Raw genomic sequence first — 16,666 nt, forward strand, 5'->3', positions numbered from 1 at the left:
CCTCAGGCCTTGGAGGCGCGGAAGGCGGCGACAGCCTGAACCGCCTCGCGCACCGAGCTCTCGATGGCGGCCCAGTCGCCGGCCTTCACCGCCGCGTCCGTCACCAGTTTGGATCCCATGCCCGCCGCCACGATTCCGGCGCCGAACCATTTGGCGATTGAGGCTTCGTCGGGATCGACCCCGCCGGTCGGCATGATCTTGACCCAGGGCATCGGCCCCTTGACCGCCTTGACGAAGTCCGGCCCGCCGACCGACGAACCAGGGAACAGTTTGACGATGTCGCAGCCCAGTTCGTGCGCCTCGCCGATGTCGGTCACCGAGCCGCAGCCGGGGAAATAGGCGACCATGCGTCGGTTGCAGACCTTGGCCACGTCGGGGACCAGGCAGGGGCTGACCACGAAACGCGCGCCCCGGTTCAGATAGAGGGCCGCCGTGCCGCTGTCGACGACCGAGCCGATGCCCAGAACCACCCAAGGATCGGTCTTGATCAGTTCGCGATTGATCTCGCCGAACAGGTCGCAGGCGAAGTCGCCGCGATTGGTGAACTCCACCACCGGCGCCCCGCCGCGCGCACAGGCGCGGATGACGTTCAGGCTGACCTCGGGATCGGGATGATAGAAGACCGGGCAGACGCCCTGGGTCTGAAGCGCCTTCAGCACGCTGACGCGATCATGGGCCATGTCTCAAATCTCCGCCTGTCCGACCTGCGCCGGAACGCCTGTGTTTCCTCGACCGGTCGCCCGGCCTTCGCGCCCTGCTTATCCCAGCCGTCCCGAAAAGCGAAAGCGGCGCGGCGCGGGTCCGCAGCCTTGGCGCGGAACATATTGTTTCACCCGCCGCCTTCGACGGCGCGTCCGAAACGGTTTAGGAGGCGGGCGATAACCAGGAGCCCCCGCCATGATGACCGCCATCTTCGTCTTCATCAAAACCGAGCTGGGCTACGCCAATGAGGTGGCCGCCGACATCGTGGACCATGTGGAGAACGTGTCGGAGGTCTATTCGACCTCGGGCCAGCACGATCTGCTGGCCAAGTTCAACCTGCCGCGCGACGCCGACATCGGGACCTTCGTGACCAAACAGGTCCAGACCCGACCGCATGTCCGCGACACCTTCACCGTCATCACCTTCTCGCCCTTCCTGCCGAAGGGGGGCTAGGATTTTCCGGCGCCGGTCTTTCGCTTGACGGCGTCCCTGCGCTCCTCCGCCTCGTCGTCCTCGCCGACCTTTTCCTCGACCGAGGCCGAGAACCGCTGGAAGGCGCCCAGGCCCACCAGCACCAGGACGGCTGCGATCAGCAGGGCGGTCGGATAGATCAGCTGGCTGACGTCCTCGCGCGCGGTCTTGAACACCACCACCAGGGCCTCCAGGAACAGGGCGATGACGATGGTGGACAGGAATTTCGTCAGGCTGCGCCGGGCCTCGGCGGCGCTGCGCCGCTCATTGCCGCGCCGCACCTCGTCTTCGAAGATGTATTTGGCCACGTCGAAGACGGCGATGGCGACGATGACATAGCCCAGCACGTCCAGCACCGCCTCGGCCCCCGACTGGCCGGGCGCGCGAATGGTCTCCAGGGCGTCCTTGACGCCGAAGCCGATCAGGGCGGTGGCGGCCAAAAGCAGCAGCAGGCTGGCGCCGCCGAACACCGCGCGGGTCAGATAGGTCATGGTCGCCCCCTGGGCCGCCCCCTTAGTTTCAGGACCACCAACGCGCGGGCGGCCAAGCTGTTGCCTGGGCGCAAATGACCGTAGCCAATCGAAACCCATCTGCTAACCTCCCCTCCAAAGAGGAAACGCGGGGAACACGCGACATGACCGATCTGGACGCCTTCCGCACCGAAACGCGCGCCTGGCTGGAAGAGAATTGCCCGCCCGAGGTGCGCGGTCCCATGGCCTCCGAGGCGGATACGATCTGGGGCGGGCGCGACGCCGTCTTCGCCACGCCGGGGCATAAATTGTGGCTGGAGCGGATGGGCGCGCGCGGCTGGACGGCGCCGGAATGGCCCCGCGAATACGGCGGCGGGGGCTTAAGCCGCGAAGAGGCCAAGGTGCTGGCGTCGGAGCTGCGGCGCATCAAGGCCCAGCCGGCCCTGGCCAGTTTCGGCGTCTGGATGCTGGGCCCGGCGCTTCTGGCCTTCGGGACCGAGGAACAGAAGAAGCGGTTCCTGCCCGAGATCGTGCGCGGCGAAATCCGCTGGTGCCAGGGCTATTCCGAGCCCGGCGCCGGCTCCGACCTGGCCTCGATCCAGACCAAGGCGGAGGATCGCGGCGACCACTGGATCGTCAACGGCCAGAAGATCTGGACCTCCTACGCCGACAAGGCCGACTGGATCTTCTGCCTGGTCCGCACCGATCCGGAGGCGCCCAAACATCTGGGCATCTCCTTCGTCCTGTTCGACATGAAGACGCCGGGCGTCACCACCCGGCCCATCACCCTGATCAGCGGCAAGTCCCCCTTCTGCGAAACCTTCTTCGACGACGTTCGGGTGGAGAAGGAAAACCTGGTCGGCACGCTGAACCGCGGCTGGGACGTGGCCAAATATCTGCTGGCCCATGAGCGGACCATGATCGGCGCCATGGGCGAGGTCGGCGCCGGCCGGCCCCTGCACCAGACTGCTCTGGAGACGATCGGCGCCGACGCCGAGGGCCGGCTGGACGACCCCATGCTGCGCGCCCGGATCGCCGAGCTGGAGATCGACGCCGCCGCCTTCCGCCTGGCGATGGAGCGGGCCGGGGATCAGATGAAGGCCAAACAGGCCCATCCCGCCATCGCCTCCATGCTGAAATACTACGGATCGGAACTGAACAAGCGCCGCCACGAACTGCGGATGGCCGCCGGCGGGATCGACGCCCTGGAATGGGACGGCGAACGCTCGCACGGCGGCGCGGCCGCCCGCGACTGGCTGCGCACCAAGGCCAATTCCATCGAGGGCGGGACCAGCGAAATCCAGCTGAACATCATCGCCAAACACCTGCTGCAACTGCCGGGGGCGTGAGCCCCGCCGTCTCCTCCCCACGCAGTGGGGAGGGGGACCACGAAGTGGTGGAGGGGTTCTTCCGCCGCACAGCCCTGGGACCCCAATGCCCCTGATCCTGACCGAAGAACAGACGATGCTCCAGGACGCCGCCGACGGCTTCTTGGCCGAACACGCCCCGCTGGACCATCTGCGCAAACTGCGCGACGATCGCGATCCCGACGGCCTGTCGCGCGACCTGTGGCGCGGCTTCGGCGAGATGGGCTTCGCCGGCGTCCTGATCCCCGAGGCGCACGGCGGCCTGGGCCTGGGCGCCGTCGAGGCGGGGGTGATCGCTGAAAGCCTGGGGCGCGCCCTGACCCCGTCCCCCTTCATGGGCTCGGCCGTCCTGTCGGCCAAGGTGCTGAGCGACGGCGGCTCAGAGGCCCAGCAGGCCTGGCTGCCCCGTATCGCGGCCGGCGAGGCCGTCCTGTCCCTGGCGATCGACGAGGGGGCCAAACACGCGCCCAGCCGCATCGCCGCGCGCGCCGAACGGTCCGGCAACGGCTTTCGCCTGAACGGCGCCAAGGCCCTGGTGCTGGACGGCCATATCGCCGACGCCCTGATCGTGGCGGCGCGGGCGGAGGAGGGGATCACCCTCTTCCTGGTCGATCCCAAGGCGGACGGGGTCGCGGTCGAACGCACCGTCATGGTCGACGCCCACAACGCCGCCCGCGTGACGCTGAGCGACGTCGAAATCGACGCCGACGCCGTGATCGGCGCCGTCGGCGGGGGGGAGGTCCTGCTGAACCCCGCCCTGGCGCTGGGGCGCGCCTGCGCCGCCTCGACCCTGACCGGCGCCGGGGACCAGGCCTTCAAGATCACGCTTGAGTATCTGCGCACCCGCAAACAGTTCGGCCGCCTGATCGGCGAGTTCCAGGCCCTGCAACACCGCGCCGCCCATCTCTATACCGAACTGGCCTTGGCCCGCGCCGCCACCCTGGCCGCGCTCCAGGCCATCGACGCCGGCCGCGACGACGCCGACCTTGCGGCCTCCGTCGCCAAGGCCAAGGCCGGCCGCGCCGCCGAACTGGCGGTGCAGGAGGCGGTCCAGATGCACGGCGGCGTCGGCATGACCGACGCCTTCGACGTCGGCCTCTATATGAAGCGTGTCCGCGTCCTCAACGAACTCCTGGGCGACGCTCAGTTCCACACCGAACGGTTGGCGAGGAGCCAGGGGTTTTGAGGGGGGCGATCAATCCTCGTCCATCTTCAGGGCGGCGATGAAGGCTTCCTGGGGGATTTCGACCTTGCCGAACTGGCGCATGCGCTTCTTGCCGGCCTTCTGCTTCTCCAGCAGCTTCTTCTTGCGGGTGGCGTCGCCGCCGTAGCATTTGGAGGTCACGTCCTTGCGCAGGGCGCGGACGGTTTCGCGGGCGATGATCTTGCCGCCGATGGCTGCCTGGATCGGGATCTGGAACAGATGGGGCGGGATCAGCTCCTTCATCTTCTCGACCATGCCCCGGCCGCGCGTCTCGGCCCGCTGGCGGTGGACCAGCATGGACAGGGCGTCCACCGGCTCGGCGTTGACCAGGATGGACATCTTCACCAGGTCGCCGACCTTGTATTCGGTGATCTCATAGTCGAACGAGGCGTAGCCCTTGGAGATGGACTTCAGCCGGTCGTAGAAGTCGAACACCACCTCGTTCAGCGGCAGTTCGTAAACCACCATGGCGCGGCTGCCGACATAGGACAGCTCCACCTGCTGGCCGCGGCGGTCCTGGCACAGTTTGATGACGCCGCCCAGGTATTCGTCGGGGGTCAGGATGGTGGCCTTGATCCAGGGTTCGGCTATGGTGTCGATCTGCATCACGTCGGGCAGGTCGGCCGGATTGTGCAGGTCCATCTCGGAGCCGTCGCGCAGGCCGATCTTGTAGACGACCGACGGGGCGGTGGCGATCAGATCCAGGTTGAACTCGCGGCTCAGCCGCTCCTGGATGATCTCCAAGTGCAGCAGACCCAGGAAGCCGCAGCGGAAGCCGAAGCCCAGGGCGGCGCTGGATTCCATCTCATAGGTGAAGGAGGCGTCGTTCAGCCGCAGCTTGCCGATGGCGGCGCGCAGGTCCTCGAAGTCGGCGGCGTCCACGGGGAACAGGCCGCAGAAGACCACCGACTGGACCTCCTTGAACCCCTTCAGCGGTTCGGCCGTGGGGCGTTTCTCGTCGGTGATGGTGTCGCCGACGGCGGCGTGGGCCACTTCCTTGATCTGGGCGGTGATGAAGCCGACCTCGCCGGGGCCCAGCTGGTCCACCGGGGTGTTCTTGGGCAGGAAGACGCCGACCCGGTCGATCAGGTGGGTCGAGCCGTTGCGCATCATCTTGACCCGCATGCCGGTCTTCAAGACGCCGTCGAAGACGCGGACCAGGACGACGACGCCCAGATAGGGGTCGTACCAGGCGTCGACCAGCATGGCCTTCAGCGGGGCGTCGGGGTCGCCCTTGGGCGCCGGCAGGCGGGTGACGATGGCCTCCAGCACCTCCTCGATGCCCAGGCCCGACTTGGCCGAACATTCCACTGCGTCGGAGGCGTCCAGGCCGATGACGTCCTCGATCTGGGCCTTGACCCGTTCCGGCTCGGCGGCGGGCAGGTCGATCTTGTTCAGGACCGGGACGATCTCGTGATTGTTGTCGATGGCCTGATAGACGTTCGCCAGGGTCTGGGCCTCAACCCCCTGCGACGCATCCACCACCAGCAGCGAGCCCTCGCAAGCGGCGAGGCTGCGCGAGACCTCATAGGCGAAGTCCACGTGGCCGGGCGTGTCCATCAGGTTCAGGATATACTCCTCGCCGTCCCTGGCCTTGTAGGTCAGGCGCACGGTCTGGGCCTTGATGGTGATGCCCCGCTCCTTCTCGATCTCCATATTGTCGAGAACCTGTTCCGACATCTCGCGCGCGGTCAGCCCGCCGGTGTGCTGGATCAGGCGGTCGGACAGGGTGGACTTGCCGTGGTCGATGTGCGCGACCACGCTGAAATTCCGGATGTTCGAGATCGGAGGAGTCGTCATCCGCGCGCCCCTAACATGCGTATTCCTTTTGGACCAGCCGCCCAGGTCCGGCGGGCGCGCCTCGTCGTAGATTACACCTCTGCAATGTTGCTCGTCCGGGTTTGAGGCGGAGGCGCGGACGGGGTATTAGCCGAACACCTTCCCGACCGGCGCGAGCCGGCGATCCGCTTCGCCTGAAACCGAGGAACTCCCCCGTGTCCATGACGACCCGAACCGCTGCCGCCCTCTGCGCCGTCGCCCTGTCGGCCCTTTTGGCGAGTTGCGGCGGGGGAGGCGAGGAGAAGGCCGACACGACCGCCGGCGCGCGCCAGACCGTCACGGCCGCGACGGTGGCTTCGGTCAATCTGAGCCGCACCGTCAGCGCCTCGGGCTCGGTTTCGGCCTGGGAAGAGGTGCCGGTGGCGGCCGAGACCGGCGGCCTGACGGCCGTCGCCGTCTATGTGGACGAAGGCTCCTACGTCCGTCAGGGCCAGCCCCTGGTGCAGATGAACGACGTCCTGCTGCGCGCCCAGCTGCGTCAGCAGCAGGCCCAGGTGCAGCTGGCCGAGGCCAACGTCGCCCGGGACGACGCGGCCCTGTCCCGCGCCCAGCAGCTGAAGGAGCGGGGCTTCCTCAGCCAGGCGTCCCTGGATACGGCCCTGGCCAATCAGCGCAGCTCCAGCGCCAATCTGGCGGCCGCCCGCGCCGCCCTGTCGGAAACCCAGACCCGCCTCAGCCAATCCACGATCCGCGCGCCCGTCGCCGGTCTGATCACCAGCCGCAGCGTGACCAAGGGCCAGATCATCGCCGCCGGGACCGAGCTGTTCCGCATGGTGCGCGACGGTCGGCTGGAGCTGGACGCCCAGGTGCCCGAGACCGAACTGGCCCTGGTTCGCGCCGGTCAGTCGGCGACCGTGACCTCCAGCGAGGCGGCGCCCACGACCGGCACGGTGCGGATCGTCACGCCGCAAGTCGATCCGGCCACCCGCCTGGGTCTGGCCCGCATCTCTCTGGCCCCTGCGGCCCAGCTGCGTCCCGGCATGTTCGCCCGCGCCGAGATCGCCGTCGGCGACCAGCCGGCCCTGGTCGTGCCCGGGGCGGCGATCGTCTATCGCGAGGGCAAGCCGGGCGTCTATGTGATCGGCCAGGGCGAGGCGGTTCGCTTCGCTCCCGTGACCACGGGCGCGCGCACAGGCGATCAGGTGGCCGTTCAGGGCCTTCAGGCCGGCCAGCGCGTGGTGGTCCAGGGCGCCGGCTTCCTGGGGGAGGGCGACCATGTAACGGTGGCCCCCGCGACTGCGGCTCCGGCCGCCGCCGCTCCGGCCCCTGCCGGCCAAGCCGCGCGCTAAGGAACCGGACCGATGGGTTTTCAGAACATCTCGTCCTGGTCGATTCGGAATCCCATTCCGATCGTCCTGTTGTTCGTCGTCCTGACGATCGCGGGGACGATGAGCTATTTCAAGCTCCGCACCAACAACTTCCCCGACGTCGACCTGCCGGTCGTGGCCGTCACCGTGATCCAGTCCGGCGCCGCGCCGACGGAGATGGAGACCCAGGTCACGCGCCTGGTCGAGGACGCCGTGGCGGGCCTGGGTTCGGTCAAACACATCACCTCGGTGGTCAATGAGGGGGTGTCCACCACCTCGATCGAGTTCCAGCTGGGAGTGAACCTGGAGAAGGTCACCAATGACGTGCGCAACGCCGTCAGCGGCATTCGCCAGAACCTGCCTGCCGACGTTCAGGAGCCGATCGTCCAGCGCATCGAGTTCACCGCCATCCCCTTCGCCAACTTCGTCGTGCGGGCGCCGGGCATGAGCCCGGAGGAGCTGAGCTGGTTCGTCGACAATACGGTGGCCAAACGCCTGCTGTCGGTGCGCGGCGTCAGCCAGATCAGCCGCGACGGCGGCGTCAGCCGCGAAATCCGCATCAAGCTGGACCCGGCGCGCCTCGCCGCCTCGGGCGTGACGGCGGCCCAGGTGTCGAACCAGCTGCGCGCCTCCAACATCAACCTGCCCGGCGGGCGCGGCGAGATCGCCGGCGAAGAACAGGCTATCCGCACCGTCGGCTCGGCCCAGTCTGTCGAACAGCTGCGCGAGACCTTGATTCCGATCGGCAGCCGCAGCGTGCGCCTGGGCGACCTGGGCGAAGTCACTGACGAATGGTCCGAACCGCGCGGCCGCGCCCGGTTCAACGGCCAGGAGGTGGTCGGCTTCGGCGTCTCGCGCGCCATCGGCTCCTCCGAGGTGGACGTCTATGACCGGGTCAAGGCCGAACTGGCCAAGCTGGACGCCGAACGCGCGGATGTGACCTTCGAAGAGGTCGCCAACACCACTGAAGACGTCGTCAACAACTTCCACGCCTCGGTCGAGACCCTGGTGCTGGGCGCCCTTCTGGCCATCGCCGTGGTCTTCATCTTCCTGCGGGACTGGCGGGCGACCCTGATTGCGGCGGTCGCCATGCCGCTGTCGCTGATCCCGACCTTCTGGGTCATGGATCTGACCAATCAGTCGCTGAACGTCGTGACCCTGCTGGCCCTGTCCCTGACGATCGGCATCCTGGTCGATGACGCCATCGTGGAGATCGAAAACATCGTCCGGCACATCCGCGACGGCAAGCCGCCTTATCCGGCGGCGATCGAGGCGGCGGACGAGATCGGCCTGGCGGTCATGGCGACCACGGCGACCCTGGTGGCGGTCTTCGCCCCGACCGGCTTCATGCCGGGCATCGTGGGCCAGTTCTTCAAGAGCTTCGCCATCGCCACCTGCGTCAGCGTGCTGTTCTCCCTATTGGTGGCGCGGACCCTGACGCCCCTGATGGGCGCCTATCTGCTGAAGCGCGACCAGGGCAAGGAACACGGCGATCCCTTCTGGATGGCCCCCTATCTGAAGGCCCTGAACTGGGCGCTCGGCGACGACTGGCGCAAACGCCGGGCCGAGCATCATCCGCAGGCCGGCTGGTTCCGCCGCAAGGTGGCGGACCGGATGTTCGATCACCGCGTCTGGGTTCTGGGCATGGGCGTGCTGTTCTTCTTCCTGTCCATCTTCATGGCCAGCCGCCTGCCGGGCGAGTTCATTCCGGTCGAGGATATTTCGCGTTCCACCGTGACGGTTCAGTTCCCGCCCGGCACGACCCTGTCCGAGACGGACGCGGCCGTGCAGCGGATCAATCGCGAACTGATGAAGCGGCCGGAAGTCGAGTCGGTCTATTCCTCGATCGGCTCGGCCACCACCAGCTTCGGGCCCGGCGGCGGCGGATCATCAGGCGAGGTGCGCAGCGCCAATCTGACCGTCAACCTAGTTGGACGCTGGGACCGCAAGCTGAGCCAACAGGCGTTTGAGCGCGACATGGGGCCGACCCTGCGTCAGGTGCCGGGCGCCCGCGTCCAGTTCGGCGCCTCGGGCGGAGGCGGGGGCTCCAGCCTCCTGACCATCGCCCTGGTCGGCGACGATCCCGACGTCCTAGAGCCGGCGGCCGCCAAGGTGGAGCGGGAGATGCGCAACATCTCCGGCCTGTCGAACGTCGTCTCCTCCGCCTCTCTGGTGCGGCCCGAAATCCTGGTCACGCCGCGGGCGGACGTCGCCGCCCTGCAGGGGGTGTCCACCCAGGACATCAGCCAGGTGGCGCGCGTCGCCACCCTGGGCGACGCCGATCAGCTGCTGGCCAAGTTCAACCTGGGCGACCGTCAGGTGCCGATCCGCGTCATGCTGAAGGAGGACGCCCGCTCGGACCTGGGAGTGCTGGAGACTCTGCGCGTGCCCACCGCCTCGGGCGCCACCGTGCCCCTGTCGGCGGTGGCCGACATCACCTTCGGCGCCGGGCCGAACCAGATCAACCGTCTGGACCGACTGCGCGTCGCCAACATCACCGCCGAGCTGAGCGGCCTGACGCTCAGCCAGGCGACCGAGGCGGTGAACGCCCTGCCTTCGATCAAGAGCCTGCCCCAGGGCGTCAGCCAACAGCCGTCGGGCGACGCCGAAAGCTTCCAGGAGCTGGGCGCGGGCTTCGCCTTCGCCATCATCACAGGCATCCTGCTGATGTATGTCGTGCTGGTCCTGCTGTTCAAAAGCTTCTTCCACCCGATCACCATCCTGGCGGCGCTACCGGTGTCGTTCGGCGGCGCCTTCTTCCTGCTGCTGGTGACGGGCAAGTCGCTGTCGATGCCGGCCCTGATCGGCATCATCATGCTGACCGGGATCGCGGCCAAGAACTCCATCCTGCTGGTCGACTACGCCATCATGGCGATGGAGAAGGGGATGAACCGCCACGACGCCCTGATGGACGCCGCCCACAAGCGGGCGCGGCCCATCATCATGACGACGATGGCCATGGGCCTTGGCATGCTGCCGATCGCCGCCGCCTTCGGCGAGGGCACCGCCTTCCGCTCGCCCATGGCCATCGCCGTCATCGGCGGGCTGATCACCTCCACCGCCCTGTCGCTGATGTTCGTGCCGGTGGTCTTCAGCCTGATCGACGGCCTGAAGCGTCGCATGGAAAGCCGGTTGAGCCGTCTGACCCACGGGCAGCACGGGCATGAGGAGCCGGCTGTGGAGGATCGGATCGGCTGATCCGCGTTCCTCGTGAGACGATGAGGCCCGGCCGGAGATTTTCCGGCCGGGCCTTCTTCTGGCGATGGTGAAGGGCTGGCGTGGCGGGAGGCGGCGAACCGGACGCGGAATCGGCGAACGTCCGCTATGGGTGGAAAGCGGACGCGGATCAACGCAAGCGACGAACCAGCTTGTGACCCAAATAGAAGAACCCCGACTGGCCAGCGAACACAGCCGCTCCCAAGAGCAACCACAGGGGACTCCCGTCACGCTGAACGCCGGGGATGAGGCTCGCGACAAAGCCGAGAAGGCAAAGGGCGGCACCTATTACGCCGAGAACGCTACCCCACTTTAGCGCCGTTCCCGAGCCGTTCATGGGCCGGAGGCGCAACTTTAGCTTCGACTTTGGGTCGTCGTAGTCCGGTGCTGACATGGTGATCCCCGCTCGCGAGAAACTCGCATCTCATGCCAACGTCTGCAACGGGTCGGATTGCGAAATTGCCGCCGGCTCCTAAACCCGACCTTCCCCGCTCGCGGGGCGGCAGGCATAGCCTCGGCCGCCCCCCCCGTCATCCTCGGGCTTGACCCGAGGATCGGGCCCGGATCGGACGCTGCGTCCGGGGTCTCGCACAAGCGGCGGCCCCCTCGATCCTCGGGTCAAGCCCGAGGATGACGGGGGCAAACCGAGGATGACGGAAGGGGAGTAAGCGCCTTCCGGTCGAAGGGGCGGCGGCCGCCTCCGCCGCCATCCCGTCCCCCTGCAAAGAAAAAGGGCCGGCCGGTTTCCCGGTCGGCCCTTCGTCGTTCCGCCCTGTCAGCCGCTAGGTGCCGCGGCGGTTCAGACGATCAGTATTTGACCTTCAGCGTCACGCCCCAGGTGCGCGGGGCGCCCAGATAGGCGTTGTAGGTCGCCGTGTCGGTGGCGATGTTATAGTAGGTGCCGTCCGCCTGGGGCGTGGTGGTGTTGGTGAAGGCCGTGCCCTGCAGCGGGGCGGCGATGGCCACCTGGGTGTACTCCTCCTCCAGCAGGTTCTGACCCCAGACATCCACGGTCCAGCGCTCGTCTTCCGAACCGATGGTGATGCGGCCGTTCACGACGGTGAAGGCCTCCTGGTTCTTGTACGGCAGCAGGTCCGAGCCGGTGTTGTACTCGGTCGAATATTTGGCCGACAGGTTGAAGCCGCCGCGCAGGCCGCCGCCCAGCGAGCGGTCGAAGGCCAGGGCGCCGGTCAGCGACCATTCCGGGGCGAAGGAGGCGCGGGCGCCCGGCAGCAGCGACAGCTGCGGGAAGCGCGCCGGGTTCGACAGATCGGCGCCGGTGAAGTCGCCGTACTTGGCGTCGGTGTAGGTGACGCCGCCCTGGAAGGACAGGCCCTCGATCGGGGTGAACCAGACCATGTCGGCGTCGACGCCGCGAGAGGTCAGTTCCGGGATCGATTCCACCACGAAGGCGGTGCCCAGGAAGGTGTTCAGCTGGAAGTTTTCGAACTTCTGGTCGAAGTAGGTGATGTTCAACAGCATGGTGCGGTTGAACAGGGTCGTCTTCAGACCCGCTTCATAGCTGTCGACCGTCTCGGCCTCGAAGAAGAGCGAGGCGTCCGGCGTCACCCCCGTCTGCACCCGGTCCATATTGTAGCCGGCGCCCTTGTAGCCGCGGGCGTAGGAGACATAGCCCATGACCGAGGGGTTCAGGCGGTAAGAGGCCTTAAGCGTGCCGCTCAGGTCGGTGTCGCTGAACTTCTCCTGGATGCGGCGGTTGTCGTACTGCGGGTTGGACCAGGGCAGGCAGAGCAGGCCGAGAGCCGCCGCCGGCGTTCTCGTATTGACGGTCCCGGGGATCGGAGACGCAGGCAGGGTGGGCGCCAGGTTGTTGGCCAGGGCGCCGCCGCAGGCCGCGCCGTTGGTCCCCAGATTGTCCTGCAGGCCCAGCAGACGCTTGCTGTCATAGGTGTAGCGCAGACCCAGGTTGATCTCGAACGCCTCCGTCACCCGATAGGTGTTGTTGGTGAAGACGGCGACCGATTCGGACTTCTGGGAATAGTGGTCCTCATAGGCCTTGCCCGTGCCGAAGGTCGGGGCGGCGGCGCTGGGGGGCACGGCGCCGATCACGCAGAGCGGCTGTCCGGCGGCCGGACCGGCCGTGCCGACCAGGAAGCCCTGGGGATTGGTGAAACAGCCCAGGCGGCTGGGGCTGGGGCCGCCCACGGAGGCGGGAAGGGAGGCCGTCAGCAGCAGGGAGGCGAAGGCGTTGTAGTCGGCGCCGTAGACATAGCTGTCGTCGCGATAGACCTCCTCCTTGGTGGCGAACAGGCCGACCAGCCAGTCGAACTTGTCCGTCGTCCCGGCCAGGCGCAGTTCCTGGGTCAGGTTGCCGACCCCATAGCCGTTGGAGCCGTCATTGGCGCGGTACTGGATGTCGGCGCCGGTGTAGTCCAGGTCCATCCCCTGCTGGAACGACCAGTCGCGCCACGAGGTCTGGGACGTCAGGGTGGCGTTCAGGCTGGGCAGGTCGATGGTGGCCTCCGCCGACAGACCCATGTCCTCGATCTCTTGCGGGGTCTCGCGGTTCGAATAGGCGGTGCGGCTGAAGGGCACCGTGCCGAAGCCGGCGACCGGCGGACGCTGGCCGGGGCCGTTCGGCGCCGTCAGGGCGGCGATGAAGGCCTGGGTCGGGCCGACGCGGGTCTGAACGGCGGCGCAGCAGTATTCGTCGCGCTTGGTGTAGTCGGCGATCAGGCGGATCGACACCTCGTCGCTGGGCAGGATCAGCAGCTGGCCACGGCCGGTCCAGTAGTCCTGGGTGTTGTCTTCCGTCAGGGTGCGGGGGCCGTCGCCCAGATTGACGTCATAGAAGCCGTCGCGCTCGCGATGGGCGACGAACAGGCGGCCGGCGATCTGATCGGTCAGGCCGCCGGTCACCGAGACGGAGCCGCCGACGGCGCCGTAGTTGCCGGCGGTCAGTTCGGCCGAGATCGACGGGTCGAACGACGGACGTTCGGTGATGATGTTGATGACGCCGGCCGAGGTGTTCTTGCCGAACAGGGTGCCTTGCGGCCCCTTCAGCACCTCGATGCGGCTCAGTTCGCCCAGGTCGCCGAAGCCGACCGAGTTGCGCGAACGATAGACGCCGTCGATGACCACGCCGACCGAGCTTTCCAGGCCCGGGTTGTCGCCCACGGTGCCGGCGCCGCGGATACGGACGGTGGTCGAGGCTTCCGACTGGGTCGAGGTGACGGTCATGCCGGGGGTCAGGATCTGCAGATCCTTGATGTCCTGCACGCCCGCGCCGTCCAGCACCTCCTGCGACAGGGTGGTGACCACGATCGGCACGTCCTGCAGGCTCTGTTCGCGCTTCTGGGCGGTGACGATGATGTCGTCCACGGTCGCCGGCGCCTCTTGGGCGGCGGCCATGCCGGCGAAGCCGAAGGCGGCGGCGCCGACCACGGCGGCGGACACGGTGGTTCTGAGGTAGCGGTTAGTGTGGCGCAACGAAGCGTCCTCCCGGCTCTGAAGCCCGGTCGCGGGGCGACCGAAGCGTTTCCTATTTCCCAATCGACGCGCCTCTGCGTGGAGGCGCGTTCAGTAAGGTGAGGCTAAGCCTGCTTCCCGCCGAACGACAAGCGAGCGCTGATACCCGCGACCATTTTTCGCCCTAGTTCGGCCCTTCTGTGACACGGAAGAGACAGAAAATTTTGACGCTAGGTCAGTCTTCAGCCGATCAGCGACGAGTCCGCGCCTTGCGAAAGCGTCCAGGCGGGCGCAACTGACCGCCATGCCCGTCCACGCCGACTACCGCCCCGCTCCCGTCTTTTTCAATCTGGGGCCGGACTTCGCCGACGCTGTGGAGGCCGCGCGCTTTCCCAAGGCCGATTTGCGTTTCCGCAATCAGCGCGCCGCCGCCGAGGTGGGGCTGGACAGCCTGAGCGAGGCCGAATGGATCGCCGCCTTCGGCCGGTTCGAACCCCTGCCGGGCCAGCCGGGGCCGTTGGCGATGCGCTATCACGGCCATCAGTTCCGTCACTACAACCCCGACCTGGGCGACGGGCGCGGCTTTCTGGCGGCCCAGATGTGGGAGACGCCGCAGGCGACGGCTGCGCGGCGCGGCGCGCGGCCCCGTCTGCTGGATCTGGGAACCAAGGGATCGGGCCAGACGCCCTGGTCGCGCGGCGGCGACGGTCGGTTGACCTTGAAAGGCGGGGTGCGCGAGGTTCTGGCGGCCGCGATGCTGGAGGCCCTGGGGGTTCCGACCAGCCGCGCCTTCTCCTTGATCGAGACCGGCGAGGCGCTGGAGCGGGGCGACGAGCCGTCGCCGACCCGTTCGGCGGTCCTGGTGCGGCTGTCGCACTCCCATATCCGGTTCGGAACCTTCCAGCGGGCGGCCTATCTGGGGCGGGTCGATCAGATCGAAGCGCTGATCGCGCACGTCCGCAGCCTGTATCACCCACAGGTCGCGGCAGGGGACGCGCCCGGCCTGCTGCGCGCCGTCGTCGAGGCCTCGGCCAGACTGACCGCGCGCTGGATCGCGGCGGGTTTCGTCCACGGGGTGCTCAACACCGACAATCTGAACGTCACGGGCGAGAGTTTCGACTATGGCCCCTGGCGCTTCCTGCCGTCCTATCAGCCGGGCTTCACCGCCGCCTATTTCGACCAGACCGGCCTTTACGCCTTCGCCCGCCAGCCGGAGGCGGTGTTCTGGAACCTGACCCAGTTGGCCGGATGCCTGAAGCTGGTCGCCGAGGTCGAGCCCCTGACCGACGCCCTGAACGGCTTCGGCTCCGCCTATATCCGCGAATTGCGTGCGGCCTTTCTCATGCGGTTCGGCGTGCTGAGCCTGGGCGAGGCGGCTGACCAACGGCTGGTCGACACGGCCCTGGCCCTGCTGCGCGAAGGCGGGGAGGGGCTTCGCTGGGAGCCGCTGTTCTTCGACTGGTTCGGCGGCTTCGCCTCGGCCGCGCGCGCCTTGTCGGGACCGCGCGCAAAGCTCTATCAGGGCGAGGCCTTCGACGCGTTCCGCTTCGCCCTGATGGCGCACGAGCCCGACCGGATCGAACGGCTGGAGCATCCGATGTTCGCCGCGCGCGAGCCCGAAGAAATGCTGATCGACGAGGTCGAGGCGATCTGGGCCGCCATCGACGCCGCCGACGACTGGGCGCCCTTCCGGGCCAAGCTGGCCCGGCTGGAGGCGGCGCGCCTCGCCTGGGCCTTCACCGCTTGATGCAGAACCTTACAAAATCGTCATCTCGTTTATCGATAATTTTCTTGCCTGTTTATCGATGAAACCATATCGATAGTCACTAAGGCGCTGCGGAGGGCGCGCCGAAGAAAGGGCTGTTCGACATGAGACTGATCGGAAAATACTCTATCTCAAGCGCCCTGCGCTGGTGCCTGGGGTTCGCCAACGTCTTCGTCATGCTGGCCACCGGGATCATGGCGATCTGCTTGGCCGCCAGCATCATATCGCCCGATTTTGCTGCGGGGTTCGTCGACGGAATGAGGGACCTCGACAGCAGCGACGCGCGCGACCTGCACTGGCCGGAGCGGTTGACCCTGCTCGGCGCCTTCCTGGCCTGCGGCTTCACTTGGTGGATCATCAACCGACTGCGCCGCATCCTGCTTTCGGTCAATCAGGGCGACGCCTTCGAGTTCGCCAACGTCAAGCGGCTGCAGGGCGTGGGGCTGGGCCTGATGGGTATCCAGCTCACCGCCTTGATGCTGGCTCTTGTGGCGCCGCACGTCATGGGGGAGTCGGTTTCCGACTATGACTTCAGCCTAGGATCGTGGCTGGGCATTCTGGTCGTCTTCATCCTGGCCGAGGTGTTTCGCCAGGGCTCGGCCATGCGCGACGAACAGCTGGCGACGGTCTGAGGCGCGCCATGATCATGATCCAACTGGACCGGCTGCTGCTGGAGCGCCGCATGTCCTTGACCGAACTGTCCGACCGCGTCGGGGTGACGATGGCCAATCTGTCGATCCTGAAGACCGGCAAGGCCCGCGCCGTGCGCTTCTCCACCCTGGACGCCCTTTGTAGAGAGCTGGACTGCCAGCCGGGCGATCTGATCGTCCAGACACCGGGACCTCAGTCGGAAGAGGGGTGATCCTCAGGGAAGGGCGACGGGTCGCCTGTAGCGT

General features: G+C 67.4%; 12 protein-coding genes. 8 read left to right on the forward strand and 4 right to left on the reverse strand.

Annotated elements, in window-relative coordinates; all coding sequences use genetic code 11:
- Positions 1-2: 2 nt before the first annotated feature.
- Positions 3-680 carry a bifunctional 4-hydroxy-2-oxoglutarate aldolase/2-dehydro-3-deoxy-phosphogluconate aldolase gene (locus AC1RKE_RS05890; protein WP_054766673.1) on the reverse strand — a complete coding sequence of 226 codons (678 nt, stop codon included), beginning with the start codon at positions 678-680 and terminating at the stop codon, positions 3-5.
- 217 nt (positions 681-897) lie between these two features.
- Here AC1RKE_RS05890 and AC1RKE_RS05895 point away from each other — a divergent pair, with 217 nt between their 5' ends.
- Positions 898-1,155 (forward strand): Lrp/AsnC ligand binding domain-containing protein, encoded by a 258-nt coding sequence (locus tag AC1RKE_RS05895; protein WP_152950978.1) that lies wholly within the window; start codon positions 898-900, stop codon positions 1,153-1,155.
- Here AC1RKE_RS05895 and AC1RKE_RS05900 read toward each other — a convergent pair.
- The gene (locus tag AC1RKE_RS05900) at positions 1,152-1,664 is read right to left on the reverse strand and encodes a GNAT family acetyltransferase (RefSeq protein WP_152950977.1); all 513 of its coding nucleotides are present in this window, start codon (positions 1,662-1,664) and stop codon (positions 1,152-1,154) included. The genes AC1RKE_RS05895 and AC1RKE_RS05900 overlap by 4 nt on opposite strands.
- A 143-nt stretch (positions 1,665-1,807) precedes the next feature.
- Here AC1RKE_RS05900 and AC1RKE_RS05905 point away from each other — a divergent pair, with 143 nt between their 5' ends.
- Together AC1RKE_RS05905 and AC1RKE_RS05910 are read left to right on the forward strand one after the other, a co-directional pair.
- Complete coding sequence (locus AC1RKE_RS05905; protein ID WP_348683631.1) at positions 1,808-2,992, forward strand: acyl-CoA dehydrogenase family protein; 1,185 nt, start codon at positions 1,808-1,810, stop codon at positions 2,990-2,992.
- A gap of 85 nt (positions 2,993-3,077) precedes the next feature.
- Positions 3,078-4,196, forward strand: a complete 1,119-nt coding sequence (locus tag AC1RKE_RS05910) for an acyl-CoA dehydrogenase family protein (protein WP_333897283.1) — start codon at positions 3,078-3,080, stop codon at positions 4,194-4,196.
- Positions 4,197-4,205: 9 nt separating this feature from the next.
- Here the strand turns inward: AC1RKE_RS05910 and lepA are convergent, their stop codons facing one another.
- The gene (lepA, locus tag AC1RKE_RS05915; RefSeq protein WP_348683629.1) at positions 4,206-6,014 is read right to left on the reverse strand and encodes a translation elongation factor 4; all 1,809 of its coding nucleotides are present in this window, start codon (positions 6,012-6,014) and stop codon (positions 4,206-4,208) included.
- Between the two features lie 200 nt (positions 6,015-6,214).
- On the opposite strand from lepA, the gene AC1RKE_RS05920 reads away from it, so the two are divergent.
- Together AC1RKE_RS05920 and AC1RKE_RS05925 are read left to right on the forward strand one after the other, a co-directional pair.
- Complete coding sequence (locus AC1RKE_RS05920; RefSeq protein WP_191555087.1) at positions 6,215-7,342, forward strand: efflux RND transporter periplasmic adaptor subunit; 1,128 nt, start codon at positions 6,215-6,217, stop codon at positions 7,340-7,342.
- Positions 7,343-7,354: 12 nt separating this feature from the next.
- The gene (locus AC1RKE_RS05925) at positions 7,355-10,558 is read left to right on the forward strand and encodes an efflux RND transporter permease subunit (RefSeq protein ID WP_395942277.1); all 3,204 of its coding nucleotides are present in this window, start codon (positions 7,355-7,357) and stop codon (positions 10,556-10,558) included.
- Between the two features lie 825 nt (positions 10,559-11,383).
- Here AC1RKE_RS05925 and AC1RKE_RS05930 read toward each other — a convergent pair.
- Positions 11,384-13,948 (reverse strand): TonB-dependent receptor, encoded by a 2,565-nt coding sequence (locus tag AC1RKE_RS05930; protein ID WP_483458118.1) that lies wholly within the window; start codon positions 13,946-13,948, stop codon positions 11,384-11,386.
- A gap of 361 nt (positions 13,949-14,309) precedes the next feature.
- Between AC1RKE_RS05930 and AC1RKE_RS05935 the strand changes: the two genes are divergently transcribed.
- The 3 genes from AC1RKE_RS05935 to AC1RKE_RS05945 all read left to right on the forward strand — a co-directional run bounded on the left by AC1RKE_RS05935 (position 14,310) and on the right by AC1RKE_RS05945 (position 16,632).
- Positions 14,310-15,752, forward strand: a complete 1,443-nt coding sequence (locus AC1RKE_RS05935; RefSeq protein ID WP_348683933.1) for a protein adenylyltransferase SelO family protein — start codon at positions 14,310-14,312, stop codon at positions 15,750-15,752.
- A gap of 122 nt (positions 15,753-15,874) precedes the next feature.
- On the forward strand, positions 15,875-16,402 hold the full coding sequence (locus AC1RKE_RS05940; RefSeq protein WP_183215101.1) for a DUF2975 domain-containing protein: 528 nt from the start codon (positions 15,875-15,877) through the stop codon (positions 16,400-16,402).
- A gap of 8 nt (positions 16,403-16,410) precedes the next feature.
- Positions 16,411-16,632, forward strand: coding sequence for a helix-turn-helix domain-containing protein (locus AC1RKE_RS05945; RefSeq protein ID WP_152950972.1), 222 nt, complete (start codon positions 16,411-16,413; stop codon positions 16,630-16,632).
- The last annotated feature ends 34 nt before the right edge of the window (positions 16,633-16,666 follow it).

It is taken from the genome of Brevundimonas sp. GW822-FHT03E11, from assembly GCF_058801445.1.